The sequence below is a fragment of the Shouchella rhizosphaerae genome (genome assembly GCF_900142675.1).
Lineage (GTDB): Bacteria > Bacillota > Bacilli > Bacillales > Bacillaceae_D > Shouchella > Shouchella rhizosphaerae.
In genome coordinates this window covers 1,073,651-1,097,307 of sequence record NZ_FRBS01000001.1, presented here as the reverse complement: position 1 = coordinate 1,097,307, position 23,657 = coordinate 1,073,651, and the positions used below count along the sequence as shown (strand labels likewise).

Here is a 23,657-nt window from a genome sequence, read left to right as displayed (position 1 = left end):
TAAACGTTTTATTTTCAAATAGATTCCAATTAACCAATTCTATTGATGCGGGTATTTAGGCGAATTCTAAAGGATTTCTAAAATGTGACGATGCTGGATTGTGTCGCTATTTATCGAATCGTATACTAAATAGCGTTCAAATATCACCATGAGGAAAGAAGGAAGAACCAAGTGAATGAATCAGCTATTCAGTCACCACGAGAGACACCCTATTTTATTATTTGCCTCTTATTTAGCATTCTCGTCTACATTCTTGCAGTCATCTCCATTATTGGCATCGCTATTGTATTGACTGTCTTTGCGATCTTGTATGTCACTCAATTATTAGCAATCGGATCTATTCGTGGGAACGGCGTCCGGATTCACGAACATCAATTTGGCGATGTCTATGAGCGTGTGGTCGCGATTTCAAAGAAGATGGGTGTTGAGAACGTACCTGATGTGTTTGTCGTTGAAGCGGAAGGTCTCATGAACGCATTCGCAACACGTTTTTGGGGCAAGCATATGATTTTACTCACCTCTGACGTATTTGACCTTGCCAGGGGAGCTGGTGAAGCGGAACTCGATTTTATTATCGCCCATGAATTGACCCATATGAAACGCAATCATGTATGGAAAAATGTCCTTATTGCACCAGCTAAGCTCATTCCTTTTTTAGCACAAGCGTATAGCCGCTCATGTGAGTATACATGCGACCGTGCTGCTACTTACTTTACAGGAAATGTGGCTGCTGCAAAACGGGCTTTAGCGATTTTTAGCATTGGCAAGCGTTTAGCGCCAGAGTTAAATGAGGAAGCGTTTAGACAACAAATCGAAACCGATTCAAACGGAGCGGTTTGGCTTAGTGAAGTGTTGTCGACACACCCAAGGCTACCAAAACGGATTCAATCCATTGCTCTGTTTGCCAACGAACAAGAAGTCAGTGTTTATAGACAAAATAACGGTGTGATTGTTCTCGGAATTGGATTGGTCGTTATAGGTGGCGTGTTTGTGTATGGGGCGGTCCTGCTCGCAATTGTGTTCGGCTCTCTCACATACGGATTGTTTGATGATAAATTCGATCCATCCTTTTCTATTGGATACAAGCAATTTAATTGGAGCAGTACGGATACGACAAATGTTGGGGGCGCCGTCGATAGAAGTTCTAGCGACAGGTCGCCATTGTTCCAAGCTGTCATTGCAGAAGACCATGCAAAAGTGAAACAACTTTTGCAAACGGGCAATTTTGACGTGAACGAAATGGACCGTTATGGGAACTCGCTTCTCTATCATGCAACCTTTTATGAAAACAAAGAGCTAGTAGAATTGCTTCTTGAGGCGGGTGCGGATCCAAATGATTATTTTCAAGATGATAGCCCCCTCGTTTCCGCCGTTTATTACGATGATTATGACACAGCGTTGCTTTTGCTTGACTACGGGGCAGACCCTTATTACGAAGATTCTTACGGCGATAGTGCCTTATCGCTAATGGATGCAGAAAATGAAGAAGAACTTAGAGACAAATTAGTTTTTTATGCAGAGTGAACCACCCACCATTTATCACACTTGCAGGTCGCTTGAAGTAGGGGCTTCTTTTGGAAATGTGTTAAATAGAACAAAAAAAGCGTGCTGAAACTGTCCGATTTTCAGCACGCTTTTTGTGCTTCTCTACTCTCGCTTAACACTAGCAACACGCACGTGCGTATTTTATCGAATGGCGCGTTGCTCTTTAATCACTTTCAAGTTGGAAAGTGTAGCGTCTTCTGGACCTTGGACAGGAAGGCCAGCTTTCAAGTTTTCTTTTACATAAGCGAGGTTTTCTTCACTGATCAATTCCCCTGGGCTAAGAATAGGGATGCCTGGAGGATAGACCATAATAAACTCGGCAATAATCCGGCCAACTGATTTATCAAATGGCACTGTTTCTGTTTGCGCATAAAAGGCTTCACGCGGCGAAAGGGCAAGCGTTGGAATATTGGCGACATGGACGGGTAAAGACGCACAACGATTAGCTGTTGAAGAAAATTCCAGCGCCAGTTGCGTTAATGCTCTCAGCAACAAAGCAAGCTTTTCCTCTGTATCGCCAATGGTAATGATGCAAAGAATATTGTACAAGTCGGAAAGTTCAACTTCAATATTGTAATGGTCCCGTAGCCAAACTTCTGCGGCAAAACCAGAAATGTTTAAGCCTTTTAAAGAAATTAACAGCTTCGTGGGGTCATGGGAAAATACAGCGGATCCATGGAGTTTTTCGCTGCCAAGGCAGTATAGTCCGTCAATCTCATTAATTGCATGGCGCATCCAAGTCGACAAGTCGATGGTCTCATCGAGGAGTTGGGCTCCTTTTGTAGCTAGATGTTTTCTCGCCGCATCCAGGGAGGCAAGGAGCAAATAAGAAGTCGATGTGGTTGTCAGCATGCTCATAACGGCCGTTGTATGTTCAACGGATACAAGCCCGGCACGAACATTTAATATGGAACTTTGTGTCAGCGAACCTCCTAATTTATGCACGCTCGTCGCTGCCATGTCTGCTCCTGCTTGCATTGCGCTTACCGGCAGACGCTCATTAAAATGGATGTGTACGCCGTGTGCTTCATCAACAAGTACAGGAATGCCCGCTTGATGGGCTAATTCGACAATCGCCTTTAAATCGCAAGTAAATCCGTAGTAAGTAGGGTTGATCACAAGGACGGCTTTTGCGTCAGGATGAGCGCGTATCGCTTTGGCAACTGACTCTGTCGCTACCCCGTGAGCAATCCCATGTTCAAAGTCGAGTTCTGGATGGATAAACACAGGCAATGCCCCGCAAAAAATAATCGCTGACATAATGGATTTATGAACGTTGCGAGGGACAATAATTTTATCGCCTGGCCCACATACGCTCATAATCATAGTCATGATGGCCCCGCTTGTGCCTTGTACAGAGAAAAATGTATAATCAGCTCCAAATGCTTTGGCTGCCAATTGCTGAGATTGATCAATAATGCCATGAGGATGGTGTAAGTCATCGAGAGGGGCAATGTTAATCAAGTCAATGGACAGCGCTTCTTCGCCTATAAAAGTGCGAAAATCGGCGTCCATGCCTGCTCCTCGTTTATGGCCTGGTATATGAAAAGGGATTGGCTCTTTTTTGGCATATTCGGTTAAACCCGTAAATAACGGGGTTTGTTCTTGGTCGTGTCCCATGAAGGCCACCTCACTTAAGGAAATTGAAGCTTATACAAAGCAAACAAGAAGAGTATAGCAAAATGGAGCGCATTTGCCTACGGATAGAAAAAAGGAAAGGGGGATGGACATGAATATTCCGATTAGGTACGACTGGTCACAAGAAGAGATTGTCGTTGTCGCTGAGTTTTTTGACTGTATCGCGCTTGCTGTAGAGCAAGGCGTGACCGCCGGGGAAATCAAGGCTCACTATAACCGGTTCAAAGGGGTAATCCCTGCAAAGTCTGAAGAAAAACAGCTTTTTCGGGAAGTAGATGAACAACTAGGTATTTCCTGTTATAAAATCGTGAAGCGAGCACTGGAAGCAGCCGAACATGAACTTATAAAAGGCTAACGATAAAAGCCAGTCGGACAAGAATCGACTGGCTTTTCGTCAACGTGTAGGGGCACCAGCTGTAAGCGAGAGCTGATAAAGAGGCAACAGCGTTTTGACTGTTTGGCGAATCGCCTCCATAAGCTGCTCGCCATTCTCGACTGTTTCGCTCCCTTTTGCAAAATGGCGTCCAACGAGCCATTCTGCTTTTTTGACGTCGCGGAACCGTTCAAGAGATTGGGTTAAATCAAGCTCTGACAGTGGGTTTGCTTCTTTTTTTGTGTGGTCAACGGAAACAACATAATCAGAAGGGACGACCTCTTCTATAAGCGGTTTGTTTTCCAAAAAGGTTTTGGCGATGTTGCCTTTTTCCGGCAGCTCGTAAATAAACGCTAGCCAAATAAAGAGATGGTCATCAAACAACCCGACTTGAAAATGGGGGTGTTTTTTGTAGCCCCGTTTATTGCCTGCAACAGCAAGCCACGTATCATTCGGTGGATTTGTCGTTCTCCTTGCATGTTGGGCAATGTGCAAAAACATCTCATTCCCTAATAGCGTCGAGAGCTCGTCTCTAAGTTCTGCGCCAATCACTTGGAATTTTGGCTGTATATTTGAACGGATTGCGGCCATTCTTTCCTCTAGACCATCGATTAAAAATGTCTCAAAGTCTGATTTTGTAAACCCAGGTAGCGGCATACGTATACACTCCTTTCGTCTATAGGATAGCTTGATGAAGAAAAAAGATCAAATCGCTTGTTTTGCCTTTCCGTTTGTTTTGTTTTCAATTTATGCCATAATAGAAGCAACAGTAGATAAGATATAGGAGGCTTGTATGGAGACGACATGGGTAGAACTTGAAAGGCAAGCACGTGCGTGGATCGTTGAGGCGGGAGACGCAATTAAGCAAGCGCTTCACCGGCCGTTTCACATTGATGCCAAATCGGGTCCTAATGATTTGGTAACCGATGTGGATAAAAGCACGGAATCGTTTTTTTATGACAATATTGTAGCCACGTATCCAACCCATCATTTCCTTGGCGAAGAAGGGATTGCCGATCGCCTTGATACGCTAGATGGCATTGTCTGGATTATCGATCCGATTGACGGCACAATGAACTTTGTCCATCAAAAACGAAATTTTGCGATCTCTGTAGGCATTTACGAAAACGGAAAAGGGAAAGTCGGGCTTGTTTATGATGTGATGTCAGGCGAGCTGTTTCACGCAATCGAAGGCGTTGGCTTTTTCATCAATGACAGAAAACAATCGCCTGCGAAAGGAAATGAGTTAGCTCAGTCCGTAATCGGCATTAATGGCAATTGGCTTGTGAAGGACAACTTGCCGATCCAGCCTGACTTGGTAGACATCGCTAAAACATGCCGGGGAACACGCAGTTATGGATCTGCTGCCCTTGAAATGGCTTATGTAGCGAGCGGTTTACTGGATGCATACATAAGTCCAAAATTGTCCCCATGGGATTATGCTGGCGGTGCAGTTTTGTTGCAAGAAGCAGGATGCAAGACAACTCGCTTTAATGGAGAGGCATTGTCGCTGCTGGAAAGAGGGTCAATCGTTGCCGCAAAACCGTCTTTGCATGAAACATTAGTATCCACGTACTTGCATAAGGGGGAGAGCACATGAAAGTAGGATTTATTGGCCTGGGAACAATGGGGTTGCCGATGACGCGCCATTTAGTGGAGGCAGGCTATGAGACATATGTTGTCAGCCGCAGCCGTGGGCCGATTGAAAAAGCGCTTGCATTTGGCGCTGTGGAAGCGAGCTCGCCAAAAGCGTTAATGGAAACCGTTGATATTGTGATGACATGTTTGCCGCTACCGTCAACGATTCATGATGTGTATGACGGTCCGAACGGACTTATTGCCGGTGCTTCCGCAGGCAAAATCGTCATTGACCATTCCACTGTGGACCGTGCGACCAACGAATGGGCGAGCAGCCGCTTAAAAGAAAAAGGAGCTTCGTTTCTAGATGCACCAATTAGCGGTGGGCCAATGGGAGCAGAAGCCGGCAATTTAACGATTATGTGTGGAGGCGAGGAAGACGCATACGAAAGGGCGCTGCCTGTGTTAAAGGCATTTGGCGACTACATTGTCCGCGTTGGCGAGACAGGGAGCGGCACGACGGTAAAGTTGCTCAATAACATGCTTATTGGCGTTCATCAGTCGGCGCTGGCAGAATGTTATGTCATGGCAGAAAAAGCTGGTGTTGATCCGGCAGTTGCCTACGAAGTTATTAAGCGAAGCGCTGGCTTTTCCAAAAGCATGGACTGGGCAGTAAATGCGATTTTGGACAGGCAGTTTGAAGCCCGTTTTTCCATTAACTTGCTTCATAAAGATATCGGCTTGGCCTTAAAGTTGGCAGACGACATTGGCATGCCACTCGACGTCGTTAAATTAGGGGCTGAAAAAGTCGCAAAGGCAAAAGAAAAGTACGGAGACCAAGATGTGAGCGCTATTATTCGACCACTAGAAGAAGCAACAGGGACGATTGTGAAACGCCATAAAAAAGAGAGCCATTGACCGGTCAGTGGCTCTCTTTTCATTTTAAAAAGAGTTATGATTCGATTCATTTTTTTTTCTGCGGCTAAAGCCGAGTCCCATTGAAAGGAAAATACCTAAAATCGCAACAATGGCTATAACGAGACTCCGCTCTGCCACTGCAACGCCAATTGCCATAATGCACAATACCGTTATAATTGAAAGCGTTAAAAACAATAGATTTTCTTTTTTCAAAACGGGCCTCCTTCCCTCGCTATTGATTAGTGTACCGTGATCCGCGAAAAAGGGAAAGTAAAGACTGTGACAAAACGGAAAACATTTCGAATCACGATCTTTACGACATTCTTCAGCAATTGAAGTAGGAACGGGGCTCAATTTGTGGTATACTTGTACAGTTAAAAGCCTGAATGAGAGAGAACCTTTCATCCATGATTGCCCATGCCTTCCAGTACGGATGACCAAAATGGGCTTAACATAGAAGGAGAGAAAAAACATGACTGTACGCGAAGAGTTGCGTAATATTGCGATCATTGCCCACGTTGACCACGGAAAAACGACATTAGTGGATGAACTCTTAAAACAATCTGGCACATTTTTGCAACATGAAACTGTGCAAGAAAGAGCAATGGATTCGAATGCGATTGAAAAAGAAAGAGGCATTACCATTTTAGCAAAAAATACAGCAATCAATTACAAAGGGACACGTATCAACATCATGGATACGCCAGGACACGCCGACTTTGGAGGCGAAGTTGAGCGGATTATGAAAATGGTTGACGGTGTTCTTCTTGTCGTCGATGCTTACGAAGGCTGCATGCCGCAAACGCGTTTTGTTTTGAAAAAAGCACTTGAGCAAAAGCTGGCACCGATTGTAGTCGTGAATAAAATTGATCGTCCTGCAGCCCGGCCGAATGAAGTCGTGGATGAAGTCATTGATTTGTTTATCGATTTAGGAGCAGATGAAGACCAGCTTGATTTTCCGGTTGTCTACACTTCTGCTATAAATGGGACGGCATCCTTATCGCCAGAAAAGCAAGACGAAAACATGGATGCTCTTTTCCAAACGGTTGTAGAGCAAATCCCGGCCCCAGTAGACAATAGCGATGAGCCGTTGCAGCTGCAAATTACGTTGCTTGATTACAACGATTATGTTGGCCGTATTGGGATTGGCCGAGTATTTAGAGGCACGATTAAAGTGGGCCAGCAAGTGGCTCTCATGAAGCTTGACGGCACAGTCAAACAATTTCGCGTCACAAAGCTGTTCGGCTTTCTTGGCTTAAAACGCGCTGAAATTAGCGAAGCAAGAGCTGGCGATTTAGTGGCTGTTTCGGGAATGGAAGAAATCAATGTTGGCGAAACGGTTTGTCCGATAGAGCATCAAGATGCGTTGCCACCGTTACGGATCGATGAACCGACACTTAAAATGACTTTCCTAGTCAATAATTCACCTTTTGCTGGTCGTGAAGGAAAATTTGTAACAAGCCGTAAACTAGAAGAACGGCTTAAAGCCGAATTAGAAACCGATGTTAGTTTGCGTGTGGAAAATACAGATTCCCCTGATATGTGGGTTGTCTCAGGGCGTGGCGAGCTGCACTTGTCCATTTTAATTGAAAACATGCGCCGTGAAGGGTACGAACTACAAGTATCCAAACCGGAAGTCATCATCCGCGAAGTCGATGGTATCCGGTGCGAACCGGTAGAACGTGTGCAAATTGATGTGCCAGAGGAATACCAAGGTGCCGTTATGCAATCTCTTGGGGAGCGCAAAGGCGAAATGGTGAACATGGCCAACACAGGAAGTGGACAAGTTCGGCTTGAATTTCTCGTACCTGCTCGTGGGTTGATCGGTTATACAACGGAGTTTTTAACGCAAACACGAGGATACGGGATTTTAAACCATTCATTTGATTCCTATCAGCCAGTTACTGCTGGCCAAGTTGGCGGTCGACGCCAAGGAGTGCTTGTTTCCATTGAAACAGGAAAAGCGACCCAATATGGAATTATCAATGTAGAAGACCGAGGCACCATCTTTGTAGAACCAGGCACAGAAATTTACGAAGGCATGATTGTGGGCGAACATACACGGGAAAATGATTTGACTGTCAACATTACGAAAATGAAGCAGCAGACAAATGTCCGTTCTGCCACAAAAGAGCACACGGTCACGATGAAACGACCACGCATTTTGACGCTAGAAGAAGCGCTTGAGTATTTGAATGACGATGAATACTGCGAAATGACGCCACAATCGATTCGCTTGCGCAAAAAAATCTTGAACAAATCAGAACGGGAACGGGAAGAAAAACGGAGAAAAATCGCTTCAAGTAAGTGATGATTATTGGTGAGGAAGGGCTGAAAAGAACATGGAATTTCTAGCTGAGCAAAAAACGGTTCCGCTTGAAAGCATGCCGTGGCTTATGCAAGCGACCTATGAGAACCCATGGATTGGTTTTATTGCTTTTGTGGCGACAATTGTCCTTTGTGTGATTGTTTTCAATCTCGGTTTTGCGAGGAAACTGCCGTTATTGAAAATGGTCGTTATTTACGTTTTGTTAGTAATTGGCAGCTTTGGGCTCTGGTTTTTGGAATTCGTTTTTGGCGCGCCGATTTTAGCCGTATTAGCCATTTCTGCTGTCGTGCTAGGCATTTATCGTTTTCGGCTGCACCTCCACCGCAAAGAAAAATCGCAAAATGTATAAACGGAAAGTGATCGTACCAATCAGGCGGATGAATACGCCTAGCGTTTTAAAAAGAGTGACTGGCTTTTATGGCCAGTCACTCTTTTCTTTTTGATGGGGGGTATAAAATAAGCCAGTCGCTTTACGCTCAATCGTCCGTTTTTCAATTCTTGCTTTACAAGAGTCGCACATATAGGTATGGATAGGACGGTTGCGCAGCCGTTTGGCAAGGGTGCTAAAATCTTCAATATCATTAATTTTGTCGCACATGACACATTTTACTTTCAATTTTGGCTGCACCTCCTCGAGTTTTATATGGATCAATTATCCAATTTCTTTTAAAAAAACAGGCACATACGGATGGAGGAACTTGAACCGTTATTGTTATTGTAAACAATTTACGAAAAAAAAGAAACGCCTGCATTTCTTTCTAAACTTTCGTCTAAGTTGTTTTGCTCCTACATACGATAATGAAAAGGAGGCTTGCCTTAAAAAGGAAATCGAGCTGCACATGTCGGGAGGCGTATGATTTGGGGAAAGCTAATCAAATTTATGTATTAGACACAAATGTCCTGCTTCAAGATCCATATGCGATCTACCAATTTCAGCCGCATGAAGTGGTCATTCCCGCTGTCGTATTGGAAGAAGTGGATTCTAAAAAGCGAAACATGGATGAAATCGGGCGCAATGCGCGTTTGATCGCAAAAATGGTCGACCAATTGCGTGATGGCGGCAAACTCCATCAAGGGGTCGTCCTTGACCGGGGCGGGGTGTTCCGCGTGGAGCTAAATCATCGCTCTTTCAAGCATTTAAAAGATAGCTTTGCTGAAATGACAAATGACAATCGCATCATTGCGGTTGCCTTAAATTTGCAGAAGGAAGAGAATGAAAAAGCAAACGGATGTGAAGTCGTCCTTGTCAGCAAAGACGCGCTAGTTCGTGTTAAGGCAGATGCGTTTGATTTAAGAACAGAAGATTTCCTAAATGACCGTGTGATTGAAACAGATAAAGGCTATGATGGTTTTGAAACTTGTTATGTCGACCAGGAAGTCATCGACCAATTTTATAAAAGTGGTCAAGTGTCTGTGACAATGTTGCCAGACCGCTCCTTTTTCCCAAACCAATTTGTCGTTTTAAAAGACCACGTCCAACCTTCTAGTTCAGCGCTTGGAAAAGTCGATTTGCTTGGCCATTCGATTAAACCGCTTGTAGGCGAGCATGAGCAAGTATGGGGAATTCGCCCACGTAATGCCCAGCAAAAGATGGCACTGGAGCTTCTGTTGCGGACAGACTTGCCGCTTGTGACGATGATTGGGAAAGCTGGGACAGGCAAGACGTTATTGGCGCTTGCTGCGGGGCTTTTGCAGACGGAAGACCTCCACCTTTATAAAAAGCTTGTTGTCGCCCGCCCTGTTGTTCCACTCGGCAAAGACATCGGCTATTTGCCAGGCGAGAAAGAGGAAAAACTAAAACCTTGGATGCAGCCTATTTACGATAATCTTGAATTTTTATTTGACACAAAAAAGCCAGGCGAGCTGGATCGGATTCTAGCGGGAATGAGTTCGATTCAAGTAGAGGCGCTTACTTACATTCGGGGCAGGAGCATTCCCGACCAGTTCATCATTATTGATGAAGCGCAAAACTTAACGAAACACGAAGTGAAGACGATATTAACGCGAGTGGGGGAACGCAGTAAAATTGTGTTGATGGGGGACCCTGCACAAATTGACCACCCGTATTTGGATGAATATACAAATGGGCTAACGTATGCAGTGGAAACGTTTAAAAAAGAAGCGCTGAGCGGACATGTTCGATTGATCAAAGGAGAACGCTCAGCGCTAGCGCAACTTGCCGCAGATTTGCTTTAGATGAACACGATTTCGTGCACGCGGCGAACGGGTTCTTTGCTGCTGTCATCGGCAAGATAGACATGGACAGGGCCATCCTCTTTTAAAGGCTGGCCTTTTTCGGAAAAAGCAGCAATGAACGAATCGCCCTGCTCAATGCTGAAAGGAAACGTTTTGCCATCCGTCGTGCGTATTTCGATTGCTGTTGCACTTTCTTCTGGAGCAGCGTTGCGGATAAAGGGCTTTAGCGGCATGCCAAAAGAACCATTTGTCCATTTTTGCCGTTCAAAAGCAATTTGATTCGAATCACGGTTCGGGTTCGGTGGCTCAGAGCCTTCAAGCATTTCCTTATCCCATTTTTTTGCTACTGCTTTCGTGTAGCTTACTAAATCATTGTCATCAGGCAAGCCTTCTTCACTTTGAAAAAACGCTTCCAAATCAATTTTTCGCTCATCAAATATCCATACAGTCGGGTCAAGCGTTAGTGGTCTAGCGACTTTTCCTGAAATAAAAAACACAAACTCTTCCATTGAAGCACCCTCCATTTTTACACCGTACCAAAAGTATAGCGGGGAATAGCGCAATTGTCACGGCTTCTGCCTGTTCGAAACTGGGGAAAAAGATTGCAATTTCGGGGAAACAAAGATACTATGTAAGTAGAACGAACATTTAGCCAAGGAGGGGACACCTTGACGACGAATGCTGTGACTAGCCAGAGCGAGAAAGCGTACGCGCTCTTGCAGGCAGATGCTGAAAAAATTCAGAAACTCATTGAAGTGCAGCTGGAAAATTTGACGATGCCGCAATGCCCCCTCTACGAAGAGGTTTTAGATACGCGGATGTTTGGCTTGTCAAGGGAAATTGACTTTGCCATCCGTCTTGAATTAGTAGAGGAAGAAAAAGGGAAAATGATTTTAAGCGAATTGGAACGCAAACTTGCGCTGCTGCATGAAGCTTCTATGAGAAAATAAAAACCGGGCAACTTGCCCGGTTTTTCTGCAATCCAAGCATCGATGATGGACGAGTTAGGAGCGAAATAAAAATTTTAGATTGACAGAAAGGCAAGTAATATAGCGGATCTAGCTTTTTTTTTTAGCCTGAAACGAAAAAATTTTTAACTTTATAGTTGCCAAATCGACAAAAATCGTTCAAAGTATAAAAAAAGAAAAAAGCTTGTTTGAAACGAGTTGGGGAGGTAGTCGTTATGAACGCATTAAAATCGATTAAAAAAGTGCTCGTTGCAAATCGTGGGGAGATCGCTATTCGGATTTTTCGAGCATGTTCAGAGTTGAACATCCGCACTGTCGCTATTTATTCAAAAGAGGACACAGGTGCTTTTCACCGCTATAAAGCGGATGAAGCGTATCTCGTTGGCGAAGGAAAAAAGCCGATTGATGCTTATCTGGACATTGAAGACATCATTGCGACAGCAAAAGCACATGATGTTGATGCGATTCACCCAGGCTATGGGTTTTTGTCAGAGAATATCGAATTCGCCAGACGTTGTCAGGAAGAAGGGCTGATTTTTGTCGGGCCTGAGCTTGAGCACCTTCGGATGTTTGGTGACAAAATACAGGCACGGGAACAAGCATTAAAAGCAGGGTTGCCTGTCATTCCAGGAAGCGATGGCCCAGTTGCTAGCTTAGAGGAAGTCCAAGCATTTGCGGACGAACACGGCTATCCGTTCATCATCAAAGCTTCCTTAGGCGGAGGCGGTCGCGGTATGCGTATTGTCCGCGAAGAAAAGGATGTAAAAGAATCGTATGAACGGGCGAAGTCTGAAGCGAAATCAGCGTTCGGCAACGATGAAGTGTATGTAGAAAAATTTGTCGAACGCCCTAAACATATCGAAGTGCAAATTTTAGCTGATAAGCACGGAAATATTGTCCACTTGTATGAACGGGACTGTTCGGTGCAACGGCGCCATCAGAAAGTAGTCGAAATTGCGCCAAGCGTATCCCTGTCCGATGAAGTGCGGAACAATATTTGCGATGCAGCCGTCAACTTGATGAAAAATGTCGGCTACGTAAACGCCGGTACGGTTGAGTTTCTCGTCACCGATGACGGAACATTCTATTTTATTGAAGTCAATCCTCGTGTCCAAGTGGAACACACGATTACGGAAATGATTACTGGCATCGACATCGTGCAGTCGCAGTTGAAAATTGCCGACGGTTACAAACTCCATGAAAAAGAACTCGACATTCCTAAACAAGAAGATATCGCTTGTTTTGGCTACGCGATCCAGTCACGGGTAACGACGGAAGACCCTGCAAATGGGTTTATGCCGGATACGGGAAGAATCAATGCCTATCGTTCAAGTGGCGGCTTTGGTGTTCGCCTTGATGCTGGAAACGGGTTCCAAGGCGCTGTCATTAGCCCCCACTACGATTCGTTGCTCGTAAAAGTATCAACGTGGGCGTTAACGTTTGAGGCTGCAGCCTTGAAGATGGTACGTAATCTACGGGAATTTCGGATTCGCGGCATTAAGACAAATATTGCATTTTTGGAAAATGTCGTCACGCACCCGCAGTTTTTAAATGGCGAATACAATACTCATTTTATAGACGAAACACCTGAGCTATTTGTCTTTCCTAAACGAAAAGACCGGGGGACAAAAATGTTGTCCTTTATCGGAGAGACGGTTGTGAATGGCTACCCAGGTTTGGAAAAAGGGGAAAAGCCGCTGTTTGACAAACCGGTTGTCCCTGCATTTAATAAAAACGAGCCGATACCAACGGGCACAAAGCAAATTTTAGATGAGCGTGGGCCAGAAGGATTAGCGAAATGGGTCAAGCAAGAACAAAAAGTGTTGTTGACCGATACGACATTCCGCGATGCCCACCAGTCACTGCTAGCGACACGTGTGCGCACGTATGATTTAAAGAAAATTGCTGAACCTACAGCGCGCTTGCTTCCTGATTTGTTTTCTCTTGAGATGTGGGGCGGAGCGACTTTTGATGTCGCGATGCGTTTTCTGCATGAAAATCCGTGGGAACGGCTTCTTACATTGCGTGAAAAAGTGTCTAATGTGCTGTTCCAAATGCTTTTACGCGCTTCCAATGGCGTCGGTTATACAAGCTATCCTGACAACGTCATTGCTGATTTTGTCCAGAAGTCGGCTGAAGCAGGCATCGACGTTTTCCGGATCTTTGACAGCTTGAACTGGGTGGAAGCAATGAAGCCAGCCATTGAAGCTGTGGGGGCGAGCGGAAAAGTGGCAGAAGCGGCTGTATGCTACACGGGCGATATTTTGGACAAAAATCGCGATAAATATGATTTAAATTACTACAAAAAAATGGCCAAAGAATTAGAAGCGTCAGGCGCCCATATTCTTGCCATTAAAGATATGGCTGGATTGTTAAAACCGGAGGCGGCCTACCAACTTGTCTCTGAGTTAAAAGAAGCAGTCGACATTCCGATTCATTTGCATATGCACGACACGAGCGGCAACGGTATTTTCACGTATGCCCGTGCCGTCGATGCAGGCGTTGATATTGTCGATGTCGCCGTCAGCTCAATGGCAGGCCTGACTTCGCAACCAAGCGCAAACAGCTTGTATTATGCATTAGCGGAAAAAAGCCGCCAACCAAAAATGGATGTTGGCAATTATGAAAAGCTCGATCAATTTTGGCATGACACACGCAAATTTTACCGTGGGTTTGAAAGCGGCATGAATGCTCCGCATACAGAAGTGTACGAGCATGAAATGCCAGGGGGTCAATATAGCAACCTTCAGCAACAAGCAAAAGCAGTTGGACTGTACAACCGTTGGAATGAAGTGAAACGAATGTACCGTCGCGTTAACGACTTGTTTGGCGATATTGTAAAAGTAACGCCATCCTCCAAAGTAGTTGGCGATATGGCCCTTTATATGGTACAAAATGATTTAACGGAAGAAGCGATTTTTGAGCGTGGCGAAAGCCTTGATTTTCCTGATTCCGTAGTAGAGTTTTTCCAAGGGCACTTAGGCCAGCCGTACAAAGGCTTTCCTGAAAAGCTGCAGCGCATTATTTTAAAAGGCAAGCAGCCGATTGAGGGGCGCCCTGGCGAACATATGAAGCCAGTGGACTTTAAAGCAGTTGGCAAAAGCTTATTTGAAGAGCTTGGCCGTCAAGTCACGAGCCATGACGTGCTTTCCTATGCCTTATATCCAAAAGTGTTTATGGAGTATGAGCAATTTTGCCAACGATTTGGCGATGTGTCCGTCCTGGATACGCCGACATTCTTTTACGGCCTCCATTTAGGCGAGGAAATTGAAGTTGAAATCGAACGTGGGAAAACGTTAATTGTCAAGCTTGTATCTGTGTCAGACCCACAACCAGACGGGACACGGATCGTCTATTTTGAACTGAATGGGCAACCTCGTGAAGTTCATATTCAAGATTTGGATGTGAAGACAACAACCGTGACACGTCCGAAAGCAGAGAAAAACAACCCGAGCCATATTGGCGCTTCAATGCCAGGAACGGTCATTAAGGCCCTTGTAGCTGAAGGCGACAAAGTGGAGAAAGGCGACCATTTGATGATTACAGAAGCGATGAAAATGGAGACAACTGTCCAAGCAGCAATTAGCGGTACGGTTAAAAAAGTGTATGCACGAGATGGAGAGTCGATTTCAACAGGCGACTTGCTCATTGAACTATCCGAGTAGCTTGTATGAAACGTAGACGATTATCAAACAGACAGCGCTTGGCCGTCAAGGCGCGAAACCGAGTGAAGATGCGAATGAGCAAATGAACGAGGGAGCAACGTAGAATGGGAAACCGAGCGTTTGTCTACAATCTGAAAACCGGCTGGGCACTAGCCCAGCCGGTTTTTGCGTTTTTTATTTAGCTTTGTGCCGCGTGACAAGCATGACCATGTAACAGAGCAGTGTAAATAGGAGCGAAATGAGCAACGCATGGAAAATACCGAGTGTTAGCGTTGCATTGTATGTCAGGACAACGGCAACACCTGAAGCGGCTTGACCAATAACGAGCAGCATTGCTAGGCTTGCGCAAACGACGAGCACGCGGGAAGCGCGAAACGTTTTTACCGTCCAAATAAATAAAACGAGCAAGAGCAGTGAAAGCAAGATCGCAGCGCTTCGGTGTAAGAGCTGGACGCCGATCGCTTCAGTAAACACATCAGGAACCCATTGCCCATTGCAAAGGGGGAAGCCTGAGCAAGCAAGCGTTGCGTTCGTATGTTTTACATATGCGCCTGTGTAGATCGCTACATAGGAATAAATCGCTACAAAAATAACATAGCCTTTGTATGCCTTTGAAACAATTGGTGCATACTGCTTTTGGGGATTGCTATCTTCAAAAGCGAGCCTCGTTAATAGCACAACCGATGCAAATGACAAAGCGGAGAAGCCGAAGTGAAGCGCCATGATTAAATCAGACTGGCCAAACACAACCGCGCCTGCTCCTAGCAAACCTTGAAAAATGATCATAAAGACGGAAATAACCGCGAGAAAGCGAGTTTCTGGCATATGCTTTAGGCGACGCCAAGACCAAATCGCCATTAAGATCACAAGCATGCCGACGATGCCGGCGACAAGGCGGTGTGAGAACTCAATGACCGTCTCAGGAGGCGGGTCGAGAGGGATGACTTGGCCAAAACATAAGGGCCATGTTTGCCCACAACCTTCACCAGAACCTGTATTCGTGACGAGGGCGCCTTGGATGAGCACCAACAGCACGCCGAGCGAGGTGATAACGCCTAATCTTTTTAATCCTTTATGCAATCGTTTCACCTTTCCTTCTATAATCTTATCGAAAAATATGGTAAAGTTAGAGTGGGTCTTGAAAATGCTTCTTCCATCTTAAAAAAGGTACTAAGTAAAGTCAATTTTTCAGCTGCGAACATTCTTTGACGGTTTCAATTGTGACATTTACGTGAACAAAAGGAATATGATGAAACCGTCCCCATTTTGCGTTATAATCAAAAAGACAGTTTTTACAAGGCTGCCTGACAACTAGGTACCAATCGTTAGCACAGTTTGCAATCCTAAGTGTTTTCTGTTTAATCGGAGTGCTGAAAAATGAATACGGTTGCGTAAAGTGCTTGTAAAAACGAGTTTTCGTTCGCTGTTGGCAAAAAAAAGAGATCAGACAATGTGAAAAAGAAAGTGAGGGGCTTTGATGAGAAAACAGATATGGCGGCTTGTACCGGTAGCATTAATGCTGTTTTTGCTTTCAGGCTGTCTAGGGGAAGAAAACCTGACTGCGCTTGACCCTAAAGGGCCTGCAGCACAATGGATTTATGACAACATGCTATTGTCGATAGCGGTTATGACGTTCGTCTCCATTGTTGTATTTGTGATTTTTTTCCTCGTCATTTTTAAATTCCGTCGCAAAGATGGCGATGACGTACTGCCGAAGCAAGTACACGGGAATACGGCGATGGAAATTACATGGACCGTCATTCCGATCATTTTGCTAATTATTTTATTCATCCCTACCGTTACAGGAACGTTTGATTTCCATGTGAACGCGGATCCAAGCGAACATGAGGACGCAGTGTACATAAAAGTAACTGGTCATCAATACTGGTGGCAATTTGATTATGAAGAAGGCTTTACAGCTGGACAAGAGGTGTATATCCCTGCAGGGGAAGATGTCGTATTTGAACTGAATGCCGAAGATGTAATCCACTCTTTCTGGGTGCCGGCTCTTGGCGGGAAAATCGACAATATTCCAGGGGTAACCAATGCGTTGACGCTTAATGCCGACGAACCAGGCGTCTATAAAGGCAAATGTGCTGAACTTTGTGGACCGTCCCATGCGCTCATGGATTTTAAAGTAATTGCTTTGGAACGCGATGAGTATGACGCGTGGGTGGAAGACATGCTTGCCGTTGAACAAGAAGCTACGGAGGCCAATGCCGAAGCAGGCTATGAAGCTTTCCAAGAAAATGCCTGCATTTCTTGTCATGCCATTGGCGGACAAGGCATGGCGACAGGACCAGCGCTGACCAACTTTGGTGATCGCCAAACGCTTGCTGGCGTCTATGACATCGACGACGACGAGCTGTTGAAAGAATGGATTCGAGACCCGCAATCTTTGAAGCAAGGCAACAACATGCCAGCTCATCCCGACATTAGCGATGAAGATCTCGATGCGATTGTCGAGTATTTGCGTTCGTTACAAGTGCGGGGAGCCGATCAAGAGTATTAATATAGAAAGAACGGGTAAAGGAGGGTCTTAGATTGGCTAGTTATAAAAAAGAAAAAAGCGTTATTTGGGATTGGCTGACGACAGTCGACCATAAGAAACTCGGCATTATGTATTTAATTGCCGGAACGCTTTTCTTTGTTAAAGCAGGGTTGATGGCTGTGTTTATGCGGATACAGCTCATGTTTCCTGAAAACACGTTTTTAAGCGGCCAGACGTTTAATGAATTTATTACAATGCATGGCACCATCATGCTGTTTTTGGCAGCGACGCCTTTGTTGTTTGGTTTTATGAACTACTTCATTCCTTTGCAAATTGGCGCCCGCGACGTCGCGTTTCCGTTTGTAAACGCGCTCGGATTTTGGATTTTTATGTCGGGCGGACTGCTTTTATCACTTAGTTGGTTCTTTGGCGGCGGCCCTGATGCAGGCTGGACAGCTTACGTGCCGTTGTCACTAAATGAAAACCAGCTTGGCCTTGACTTTTACGTACTCGGTTTACAAGTCTCGGGGATTGGGACATTAATATCTGCGATTAACTTCCTCGTGACGATCATTAACATGCGTGCACCAGGTATGACAATGATGCGCTTGCCGTTGTTCGTTTGGACATCATTCGTCACGTCCACGTTAATTTTGTTTGCCTTTACGCCTCTAGCGGCCGGGCTTGCTTTGCTTATGCTTGAACGCATATTCGATGCCCAGTTTTTCAACCCGACAGCAGGGGGAAATGTCGTCATATGGCAACATATTTTCTGGATCTTCGGGCACCCAGAAGTGTACATTCTCGTTTTGCCGGCGTTCGGAATCATTTCTGAAGTCATTCCGGCCTTTTCACGCAAACGGCTTTTCGGTTACACAGCGATGGTATTCGCGACGATGATCATTGCTTTCCTTGGTTTCATGGTGTGGGCTCACCATATGTTTACAGTCGGTATCGGTCCAGTGGCTAACTCAATCTTTGCGATTGCTACAATGACCATTGCTGTTCCGACAGGTATTAAAATCTTTAACTGGCTCTTTACGATGTGGGGCGGCAAAATCACATTTAATACGTCGATGCTATTTGCTTCTTCATTCGTGCCGACGTTCGTGCTTGGCGGCGTTACAGGGGTCATGCTCGCAATGGCGCCGGTAGACTATTTGTACCATGATACGTACTTTGTCGTTGCACACTTTCATTACATCATTGTCGGCGGGATTGTGTTTGCGCTATTTGCCGGATTGTTTTATTGGTATCCGAAAATGTTTAACCATAAGCTGAATGAGAAGATGGGAAAATGGTTTTTTGTTTTGTTTACCATCGGATTCCATTTGACTTTCTTTATCCAGCATTTCCTTGGACTGATGGGAATGCCCCGCCGCGTTTATACATACCTTGGCGGCCAAGGCTTGGATGATTTCAACTTAATTAGTACAGTAGGCACGTTCTTTATGTCGGCTGCTGTCATTTTGCTTGTCATTAATATTATTTATTCAGCGTTTAAAGGGGAGCGTGTCATTGGCATAAACGATCCGTGGGATGCACGGACGCTTGAATGGGCAACGCCAACGCCTGTGCCTGAATACAACTTTGCGCAAACGCCGCAAATTCGTTCCCTCGATCCGCTTTTCTATGAAAAAGTGCATGGTGACGGAACAATGAAACCGGCAGAACCTGTTGGCGACATTCACATGCCAAACGGTTCAATTTTGCCGCTTATTATTTCGATTGGCCTTTTCTTTGGCGGTTTTGGCCTGATTATGTTGGAAATGGATAACCCAATTGTCAGCCCATGGATCGTTGTTGCCGTAGGTGCGATCCTCACGTTCGGATCAATGGCGCTCCGGTCGATCAAAGACGACCATGGCTATCATATTCCAAAAAGCGTCGTTCAGGCCGATTTGAAAAAATGGGGAGGTGGCAAATAATATGGCTGGATCTGTAGATGCTACAAAAGGACTGCCCTCCCATCCAGAGCGGGCAACACTGGAAGGCAAAAACAAGTTTTTAGGCTTCTGGTTTTTCCTTGGCGGAGAGACCATCATGTTTGCAACCTTTTTCGGCACCTATTTAGGGCTTCGCAATGGTGTCGGCAACGGTCCCGCTTCGACCGATTTGTTCACACTGCCGCTCGTGTTCCTCATGACGATGCTATTATTGACAAGTTCAATGACAAGTGTGTTTGCCATGTTTGCGATGAAGAAAAACAAATTCAAGCAAATGATGACATGGATGATTATTACAGTTGTGCTAGGATTGGCGTTTTTAGGGTTGGAAATTTACGAGTTCCAACACTATGTCCATGACTATGAATTCGGCTTTACGACTAGCGCGTTTTCATCGGCATTCTATACGCTAGTTGGTTTGCACGGCGCCCACGTGTTGTTCGGACTCGGGTGGATCACGCTTTTGATTATCCGCAACTTCCGTGCCGGCATCACATTGACCAATGCACCGAAGTTTTACGTGGCTAGCTTGTATTGGCACTTCATTGACGTCGTTTGGGTATTTATTTTTACGGTTGTTTATTTAATGGGAGTAGGAGGGTATTAAGATGGCGGATGACCATTTGAGTAAGCCGTTTGATAAGAGCGCAATGACGGAAGCAGAAAAACGGGAAATGAAAACGGAAATCCGCAATCAAATCGTCGTGTTTGTCCTCATGTTGTTTTTAACCGTGCTGGCATTCGCGGCGGTTGGTGCCGATATTATTCCAACGAATTTCGCTGTACCGTTTATCCTTATTCTTGCTGTTGTTCAGCTACTGCTCCAACTGTTGTTCTTTATGCATATGAAGGATAAAGACCATACTTGGGCAACGGTGTTTATCATTACGGGCATCTTTGTCACAGTACCAACGATTGTGTCGCTTATGCTGCTAATCGGTATTGTGAAATATTAGTGGGAAAAGCCTTGGCTCCTTAGTCAAGGCTTTTTCTATATTTCATCAAATTGCAACATCAACAAGCGCTGAAATGCCCGTATGTATTGTAGTATACTTAGTAGGCAGTAATTGGAGGAGTGATGGACATGGAAAATGGCTCAAATCAATACAAACAAAAACGGAATTATCGACCAGCGATTATTACCATCTCGGCCATCTTGATTGGCGCAATCATGATTCTATCGGGAATGCCAGGCGTAGAAGACTTTGATTTGTTTGACGTTACCATTTTGCCGATGTTGAATGCGATATTTAATTCTTTTACCTTTCTATTCTTGCTTTGTGCATTGATTGCCATTCTGAAGCGGAAGGTAAACGTACACCGACGTTTTATTTATGCTGCCTTTTTGACGACAACGTTATTCTTGGTGACGTATGTGGCCCATCACGTCTTAGCTGAGTCGACAGCTTATGGCGGCAGCGGCTTTATGGCCGTGTTTTATTATTTCATTTTGATTACACATATTGTGCTTGCTGCAGCCATTGTCCCGTTGGCACTAACAAGTGTTGCAAGAGCTTGGAACATGGAAAATGAGCGCCATAAGCGGATTGCCCGCTGGACGATGCCGCTATGGTTGTATGTCAGTTTTACGGGTGTGCTCGTTTACATCTTGATTTCACCTTATTATTAATGGTTTCCTTAACGGCTCCCTTTCAGGTATACTAGAGGTGCGGCATCAGCGAACAGAAGGGACGAGAAGGAATGGCAGTGACATCTATGTGGAAAAGGCAAGTTGCCGTCGTACTATTGGCAGCGGCTTTACTCGGCGGGTGCAGTGATCCGAAGCCGGGAGCACTCCATGCCGTTCCAGACGAGACTGCTGAGCGTGTTTCAGCGTTTGTAACAAGCTACAAACAAGATATGGTAGCGGCGGTTAATGATCACGAATTGGCTCAATTGGAAGCGGACTATTTGCTTCCGAATACATCCTTTTTCCATGCGTTACAACGCTACGGAGAAGAGCTCCAAAAAAATGGCTCAACGAAAGAGCTTGTTTCATTTGAAGTAGAAAACGTATATGAAGATGACAAGGAAGGCGACTATTTTGCAGATGTCATTGAGCAAGTCCATATTATGACAGACGACCAAGTCGATGACATTACCAGAAACGTCCGTTATTGGGTTGTGGAGGGAGCTGACCAGTCATTGCGGCTGTATACGATTATCGACAGGACGAATGAAAGCGATTGATTTATCGGTCTCTAAAGTTATTTTGGCAAAAAAATAAGGCGAGATCCTACTCCTGTAGCATCTCGTCCTTTTTTGTAAAGATGAAGCGGCTCGCTCCTTACCACTCAGCTTTAATCGTCTTTGCGAGAAGAGCCAACTTGTTATTGCATTTGTCAATAACTGCTTGTGGGAAAGTTTCCCCTTCGTATTCGACGCCGTGAGGGTAGTAATACTTACCAAGAATCGGCGTCATAATTTGCACAATCGTGGAAGGCCGTGGAATTTCTCCTTTCACAGCATAGGCAGGGACACGCAAATAAAACGTGCCTTCATGGTGGACGATTTTGTAGTCGAACATAACCCGTTCGTAGTCCCACTGGTCGACATGGATAAAGCCGAGCGATTTGGCTGCGTGATTCACGATTGAAAATGCTACTTCTTTTTCTTCAAGTCCTGTATCCGGAAATTTCACAGGTTTTCCCCCTTCATTCGACAGCTGTTTCTCATTCCTAATGATAGTATGAAACGCTTTCTTATGCAACGGGAAACGCAATTTTCCTAGACTGGATGTAAGACAGAAAAAGACACCATTCCTCAAGACTAGAGAAAGGAAAATCGGCAGTTGGTGCCAATTTTATAGCTAAAGGTACGGAAGGATGTGAGAAGATGCTTAAACGCTCTGCACTTCTAATGGTTCTACTCGCGATATTGGCAGTGCTTGTTTATGAACAACAAAACCAGATGGCGCCTGCGCCGGATGCTTCACTCGGTCAAATGGCAGCTGAAAAAAGAAAATCTGGCAATGGCGGCAAAGACAGTGCCCAAACAAGCCGCTTTGCCACTGAAGAAAAGAAAGATGACGTTGATGAGGGAACGGATGAGGATACAGGCGAATCAGACGCCAAAACGGAGCAAGCTTCCGCTTCGCTCGTTAATGTCTCTGCTTTAATGGGAAAGCAGGAGAAAGATGTGATTGCCACATACGGTGATCCAGTGCGAAAAGACCCTTCTGCCTTTGGTTATGTGTCATGGGTCTATACAAATGTGGATGATGGGTATTTAGTCGTCTGCGTTGAACATGGCGAAGTGGTGTCTATAGTTGCTAGTGGCTCCGCTGCCGCGGGATTTTTAGGAAATGAGCGCGCCAGTTTTTCTGAATTAGAGAAAGCCTACTCTTTTGAAGAAAACGTACCCGTCGAAACAGATGATGGCCAGTTCACGTTCCGTTTAACAGGGGAAGATTACAAGATGCGACCGCTCGCACCAGTTGATGATTACTGGCTGCAAGTTTATATGGATATCCATACCGACGAAGTGTCAAGCATCCGTTTAATGACGGACGAGGTGCTCCTCAAACAAAAACCGTACTCATTAAGCTATACAGGGACGCTTCCAGAGAGGCCAGAATTGTCGGAAGAACAAATGAAGCAAGTGGAAGCTGCCAATGAACAACAAATCTTTGAACGGACTAACCACATACGCGCTTACCATGGCTTGCCTCCATTTGAGTGGTCCGAAGAGGTAGCGGATGTCGCTTATTTGCACAGCAAAGACATGCACGATGAACAATATTTTGACCATGTCTCGCCAGTTAAAGGAAACTTGGCCGACCGTTTTAACACGGGCGAGGTGCCATTTGCGATGGCAGGAGAGAACATTGCTTTGAAATACGTCGATGGCATTGCAGCAACAGAAGGTTGGTTAAACAGTGAAGGGCATCGCGTCAATTTGCTTCACGAGGAGTTTACGTTTTTAGGCGTTGGCGTGTACGAAGATTACTATACGCAAAATTTTCTGAAGCCCCAATCGTAGCGATAGCAACAAGCCAGTAGGTGCACAAA

The 23,657-nt window shown here is 45.1% G+C and carries 23 protein-coding genes; 16 read left to right on the top strand and 7 right to left on the bottom strand.

Going from position 1 to position 23,657, the window contains the following annotated elements:
* Positions 1-171: 171 nt before the first annotated feature.
* Positions 172-1,524 (top strand): M48 family metallopeptidase, encoded by a 1,353-nt coding sequence (locus BUC05_RS05635; protein WP_073304272.1) that lies wholly within the window; start codon positions 172-174, stop codon positions 1,522-1,524.
* A 162-nt stretch (positions 1,525-1,686) separates the two neighbouring features.
* Here BUC05_RS05635 and BUC05_RS05630 read toward each other — a convergent pair whose 3' ends face one another.
* Positions 1,687-3,165, bottom strand: a complete 1,479-nt coding sequence (locus BUC05_RS05630; protein ID WP_063609866.1) for an aminotransferase class I/II-fold pyridoxal phosphate-dependent enzyme — start codon at positions 3,163-3,165, stop codon at positions 1,687-1,689.
* Positions 3,166-3,274: 109 nt separating this feature from the next.
* Here BUC05_RS05630 and BUC05_RS05625 point away from each other — a divergent pair, with 109 nt between their 5' ends.
* Positions 3,275-3,538, top strand: a complete 264-nt coding sequence (locus BUC05_RS05625) for a UPF0223 family protein (RefSeq protein ID WP_244153281.1) — start codon at positions 3,275-3,277, stop codon at positions 3,536-3,538.
* Positions 3,539-3,577: 39 nt separating this feature from the next.
* On the opposite strand, the gene BUC05_RS05620 is transcribed toward BUC05_RS05625, so the two are convergent.
* Positions 3,578-4,213 carry a DUF1054 domain-containing protein gene (locus BUC05_RS05620; protein WP_035201583.1) on the bottom strand — a complete coding sequence of 212 codons (636 nt, stop codon included), beginning with the start codon at positions 4,211-4,213 and terminating at the stop codon, positions 3,578-3,580.
* Between the two features lie 136 nt (positions 4,214-4,349).
* Here BUC05_RS05620 and BUC05_RS05615 point away from each other — a divergent pair, with 136 nt between their 5' ends.
* The gene (locus BUC05_RS05615) at positions 4,350-5,156 is read left to right on the top strand and encodes an inositol monophosphatase family protein (RefSeq protein ID WP_011247247.1); all 807 of its coding nucleotides are present in this window, start codon (positions 4,350-4,352) and stop codon (positions 5,154-5,156) included.
* Entirely contained in the window at positions 5,153-6,052 is a 900-nt protein-coding gene (locus tag BUC05_RS05610) for an NAD(P)-dependent oxidoreductase (RefSeq protein ID WP_035201582.1), read from the top strand. Before BUC05_RS05615 ends, BUC05_RS05610 begins: the two co-directional genes overlap by 4 nt.
* 24 nt (positions 6,053-6,076) lie before the next feature.
* On the opposite strand, the gene BUC05_RS05605 is transcribed toward BUC05_RS05610, so the two are convergent.
* On the bottom strand, positions 6,077-6,265 hold the full coding sequence (locus BUC05_RS05605; protein ID WP_011247245.1) for a DUF5325 family protein: 189 nt from the start codon (positions 6,263-6,265) through the stop codon (positions 6,077-6,079).
* 259 nt (positions 6,266-6,524) lie between these two features.
* Between BUC05_RS05605 and typA the strand changes: the two genes are divergently transcribed.
* Together typA and BUC05_RS05595 are read left to right on the top strand one after the other, a co-directional pair.
* Positions 6,525-8,363: a translational GTPase TypA gene (typA, locus tag BUC05_RS05600; protein WP_011247244.1), complete on the top strand. Its 1,839-nt coding sequence runs from the start codon at positions 6,525-6,527 to the stop codon at positions 8,361-8,363.
* 31 nt (positions 8,364-8,394) lie between these two features.
* Complete coding sequence (locus BUC05_RS05595; RefSeq protein ID WP_011247243.1) at positions 8,395-8,730, top strand: YlaH-like family protein; 336 nt, start codon at positions 8,395-8,397, stop codon at positions 8,728-8,730.
* A gap of 66 nt (positions 8,731-8,796) precedes the next feature.
* Here BUC05_RS05595 and BUC05_RS05590 read toward each other — a convergent pair whose 3' ends face one another.
* Entirely contained in the window at positions 8,797-8,997 is a 201-nt protein-coding gene (locus BUC05_RS05590; RefSeq protein WP_011247242.1) for a YlaI family protein, read from the bottom strand.
* 242 nt (positions 8,998-9,239) lie between these two features.
* On the opposite strand from BUC05_RS05590, the gene BUC05_RS05585 reads away from it, so the two are divergent.
* On the top strand, positions 9,240-10,577 hold the full coding sequence (locus BUC05_RS05585; RefSeq protein WP_035201578.1) for a PhoH family protein: 1,338 nt from the start codon (positions 9,240-9,242) through the stop codon (positions 10,575-10,577).
* Here the strand turns inward: BUC05_RS05585 and BUC05_RS05580 are convergent.
* A complete protein-coding gene (locus tag BUC05_RS05580) occupies positions 10,574-11,086 on the bottom strand; it encodes a hypothetical protein (RefSeq protein ID WP_073304268.1) in 513 nt (170 codons plus the stop codon). The genes BUC05_RS05585 and BUC05_RS05580 overlap by 4 nt on opposite strands.
* Positions 11,087-11,245: 159 nt before the next feature.
* Between BUC05_RS05580 and BUC05_RS05575 the strand changes: the two genes are divergently transcribed.
* Complete coding sequence (locus BUC05_RS05575) at positions 11,246-11,527, top strand: Fpa/YlaN family protein (protein WP_011247239.1); 282 nt, start codon at positions 11,246-11,248, stop codon at positions 11,525-11,527.
* A gap of 233 nt (positions 11,528-11,760) precedes the next feature.
* Positions 11,761-15,210 carry a pyruvate carboxylase gene (gene pyc, locus BUC05_RS05570; protein WP_073304266.1) on the top strand — a complete coding sequence of 1,150 codons (3,450 nt, stop codon included), beginning with the start codon at positions 11,761-11,763 and terminating at the stop codon, positions 15,208-15,210.
* Between the two features lie 174 nt (positions 15,211-15,384).
* Here pyc and BUC05_RS05565 read toward each other — a convergent pair whose 3' ends face one another.
* Positions 15,385-16,290: a COX15/CtaA family protein gene (locus BUC05_RS05565; protein WP_011247237.1), complete on the bottom strand. Its 906-nt coding sequence runs from the start codon at positions 16,288-16,290 to the stop codon at positions 15,385-15,387.
* Positions 16,291-16,687: 397 nt separating this feature from the next.
* Here BUC05_RS05565 and coxB point away from each other — a divergent pair, with 397 nt between their 5' ends.
* The 6 genes from coxB to BUC05_RS05535 all read left to right on the top strand — a co-directional run bounded on the left by coxB (position 16,688) and on the right by BUC05_RS05535 (position 21,837).
* On the top strand, positions 16,688-17,722 hold the full coding sequence (coxB, locus tag BUC05_RS05560; protein WP_073304264.1) for a cytochrome c oxidase subunit II: 1,035 nt from the start codon (positions 16,688-16,690) through the stop codon (positions 17,720-17,722).
* A gap of 32 nt (positions 17,723-17,754) precedes the next feature.
* Complete coding sequence (gene ctaD, locus BUC05_RS05555) at positions 17,755-19,629, top strand: cytochrome c oxidase subunit I (protein ID WP_011247235.1); 1,875 nt, start codon at positions 17,755-17,757, stop codon at positions 19,627-19,629.
* A gap of 1 nt (position 19,630) precedes the next feature.
* Positions 19,631-20,254: a cytochrome (ubi)quinol oxidase subunit III gene (locus tag BUC05_RS05550; protein ID WP_011247234.1), complete on the top strand. Its 624-nt coding sequence runs from the start codon at positions 19,631-19,633 to the stop codon at positions 20,252-20,254.
* A 1-nt stretch (position 20,255) separates the two neighbouring features.
* Positions 20,256-20,603, top strand: coding sequence for a cytochrome C oxidase subunit IV family protein (locus BUC05_RS05545; RefSeq protein WP_011247233.1), 348 nt, complete (start codon positions 20,256-20,258; stop codon positions 20,601-20,603).
* Between the two features lie 122 nt (positions 20,604-20,725).
* Positions 20,726-21,277: a DUF420 domain-containing protein gene (locus BUC05_RS05540; RefSeq protein ID WP_011247232.1), complete on the top strand. Its 552-nt coding sequence runs from the start codon at positions 20,726-20,728 to the stop codon at positions 21,275-21,277.
* A gap of 71 nt (positions 21,278-21,348) precedes the next feature.
* Positions 21,349-21,837 (top strand): TcaA NTF2-like domain-containing protein, encoded by a 489-nt coding sequence (locus BUC05_RS05535; protein ID WP_073304262.1) that lies wholly within the window; start codon positions 21,349-21,351, stop codon positions 21,835-21,837.
* Positions 21,838-21,934: 97 nt separating this feature from the next.
* On the opposite strand, the gene BUC05_RS05530 is transcribed toward BUC05_RS05535, so the two are convergent.
* Entirely contained in the window at positions 21,935-22,288 is a 354-nt protein-coding gene (locus BUC05_RS05530; RefSeq protein WP_011247230.1) for a YugN family protein, read from the bottom strand.
* A gap of 194 nt (positions 22,289-22,482) precedes the next feature.
* Here BUC05_RS05530 and BUC05_RS05525 point away from each other — a divergent pair, with 194 nt between their 5' ends.
* On the top strand, positions 22,483-23,628 hold the full coding sequence (locus tag BUC05_RS05525; protein ID WP_084140019.1) for a CAP domain-containing protein: 1,146 nt from the start codon (positions 22,483-22,485) through the stop codon (positions 23,626-23,628).
* The last annotated feature ends 29 nt before the right edge of the window (positions 23,629-23,657 follow it).

What these genes read in the sequence shown, in the direction of transcription:
- BUC05_RS05630 (WP_063609866.1), bottom strand. Translation starts at nt 3,165, where the DNA reads ATGGGACACGACCAAGAACAAACCCCGTTATTTACGGGTTTAACCGAA.
- BUC05_RS05625 (WP_244153281.1), top strand. Translation starts at nt 3,275, where the DNA reads ATGAATATTCCGATTAGGTACGACTGGTCACAAGAAGAGATTGTCGTT.
- BUC05_RS05620 (WP_035201583.1), bottom strand. Translation starts at nt 4,213, where the DNA reads ATGCCGCTACCTGGGTTTACAAAATCAGACTTTGAGACATTTTTAATC.
- BUC05_RS05615 (WP_011247247.1), top strand. Translation starts at nt 4,350, where the DNA reads ATGGAGACGACATGGGTAGAACTTGAAAGGCAAGCACGTGCGTGGATC.
- BUC05_RS05610 (WP_035201582.1), top strand. Translation starts at nt 5,153, where the DNA reads ATGAAAGTAGGATTTATTGGCCTGGGAACAATGGGGTTGCCGATGACG.
- typA (WP_011247244.1), top strand. Translation starts at nt 6,525, where the DNA reads ATGACTGTACGCGAAGAGTTGCGTAATATTGCGATCATTGCCCACGTT.
- BUC05_RS05595 (WP_011247243.1), top strand. Translation starts at nt 8,395, where the DNA reads ATGGAATTTCTAGCTGAGCAAAAAACGGTTCCGCTTGAAAGCATGCCG.
- BUC05_RS05580 (WP_073304268.1), bottom strand. Translation starts at nt 11,086, where the DNA reads ATGGAAGAGTTTGTGTTTTTTATTTCAGGAAAAGTCGCTAGACCACTA.
- pyc (WP_073304266.1), top strand. Translation starts at nt 11,761, where the DNA reads ATGAACGCATTAAAATCGATTAAAAAAGTGCTCGTTGCAAATCGTGGG.
- coxB (WP_073304264.1), top strand. Translation starts at nt 16,688, where the DNA reads ATGAGAAAACAGATATGGCGGCTTGTACCGGTAGCATTAATGCTGTTT.
- BUC05_RS05550 (WP_011247234.1), top strand. Translation starts at nt 19,631, where the DNA reads ATGGCTGGATCTGTAGATGCTACAAAAGGACTGCCCTCCCATCCAGAG.
- BUC05_RS05545 (WP_011247233.1), top strand. Translation starts at nt 20,256, where the DNA reads ATGGCGGATGACCATTTGAGTAAGCCGTTTGATAAGAGCGCAATGACG.
- BUC05_RS05540 (WP_011247232.1), top strand. Translation starts at nt 20,726, where the DNA reads ATGGACATGGAAAATGGCTCAAATCAATACAAACAAAAACGGAATTAT.
- BUC05_RS05535 (WP_073304262.1), top strand. Translation starts at nt 21,349, where the DNA reads ATGGCAGTGACATCTATGTGGAAAAGGCAAGTTGCCGTCGTACTATTG.
- BUC05_RS05525 (WP_084140019.1), top strand. Translation starts at nt 22,483, where the DNA reads ATGCTTAAACGCTCTGCACTTCTAATGGTTCTACTCGCGATATTGGCA.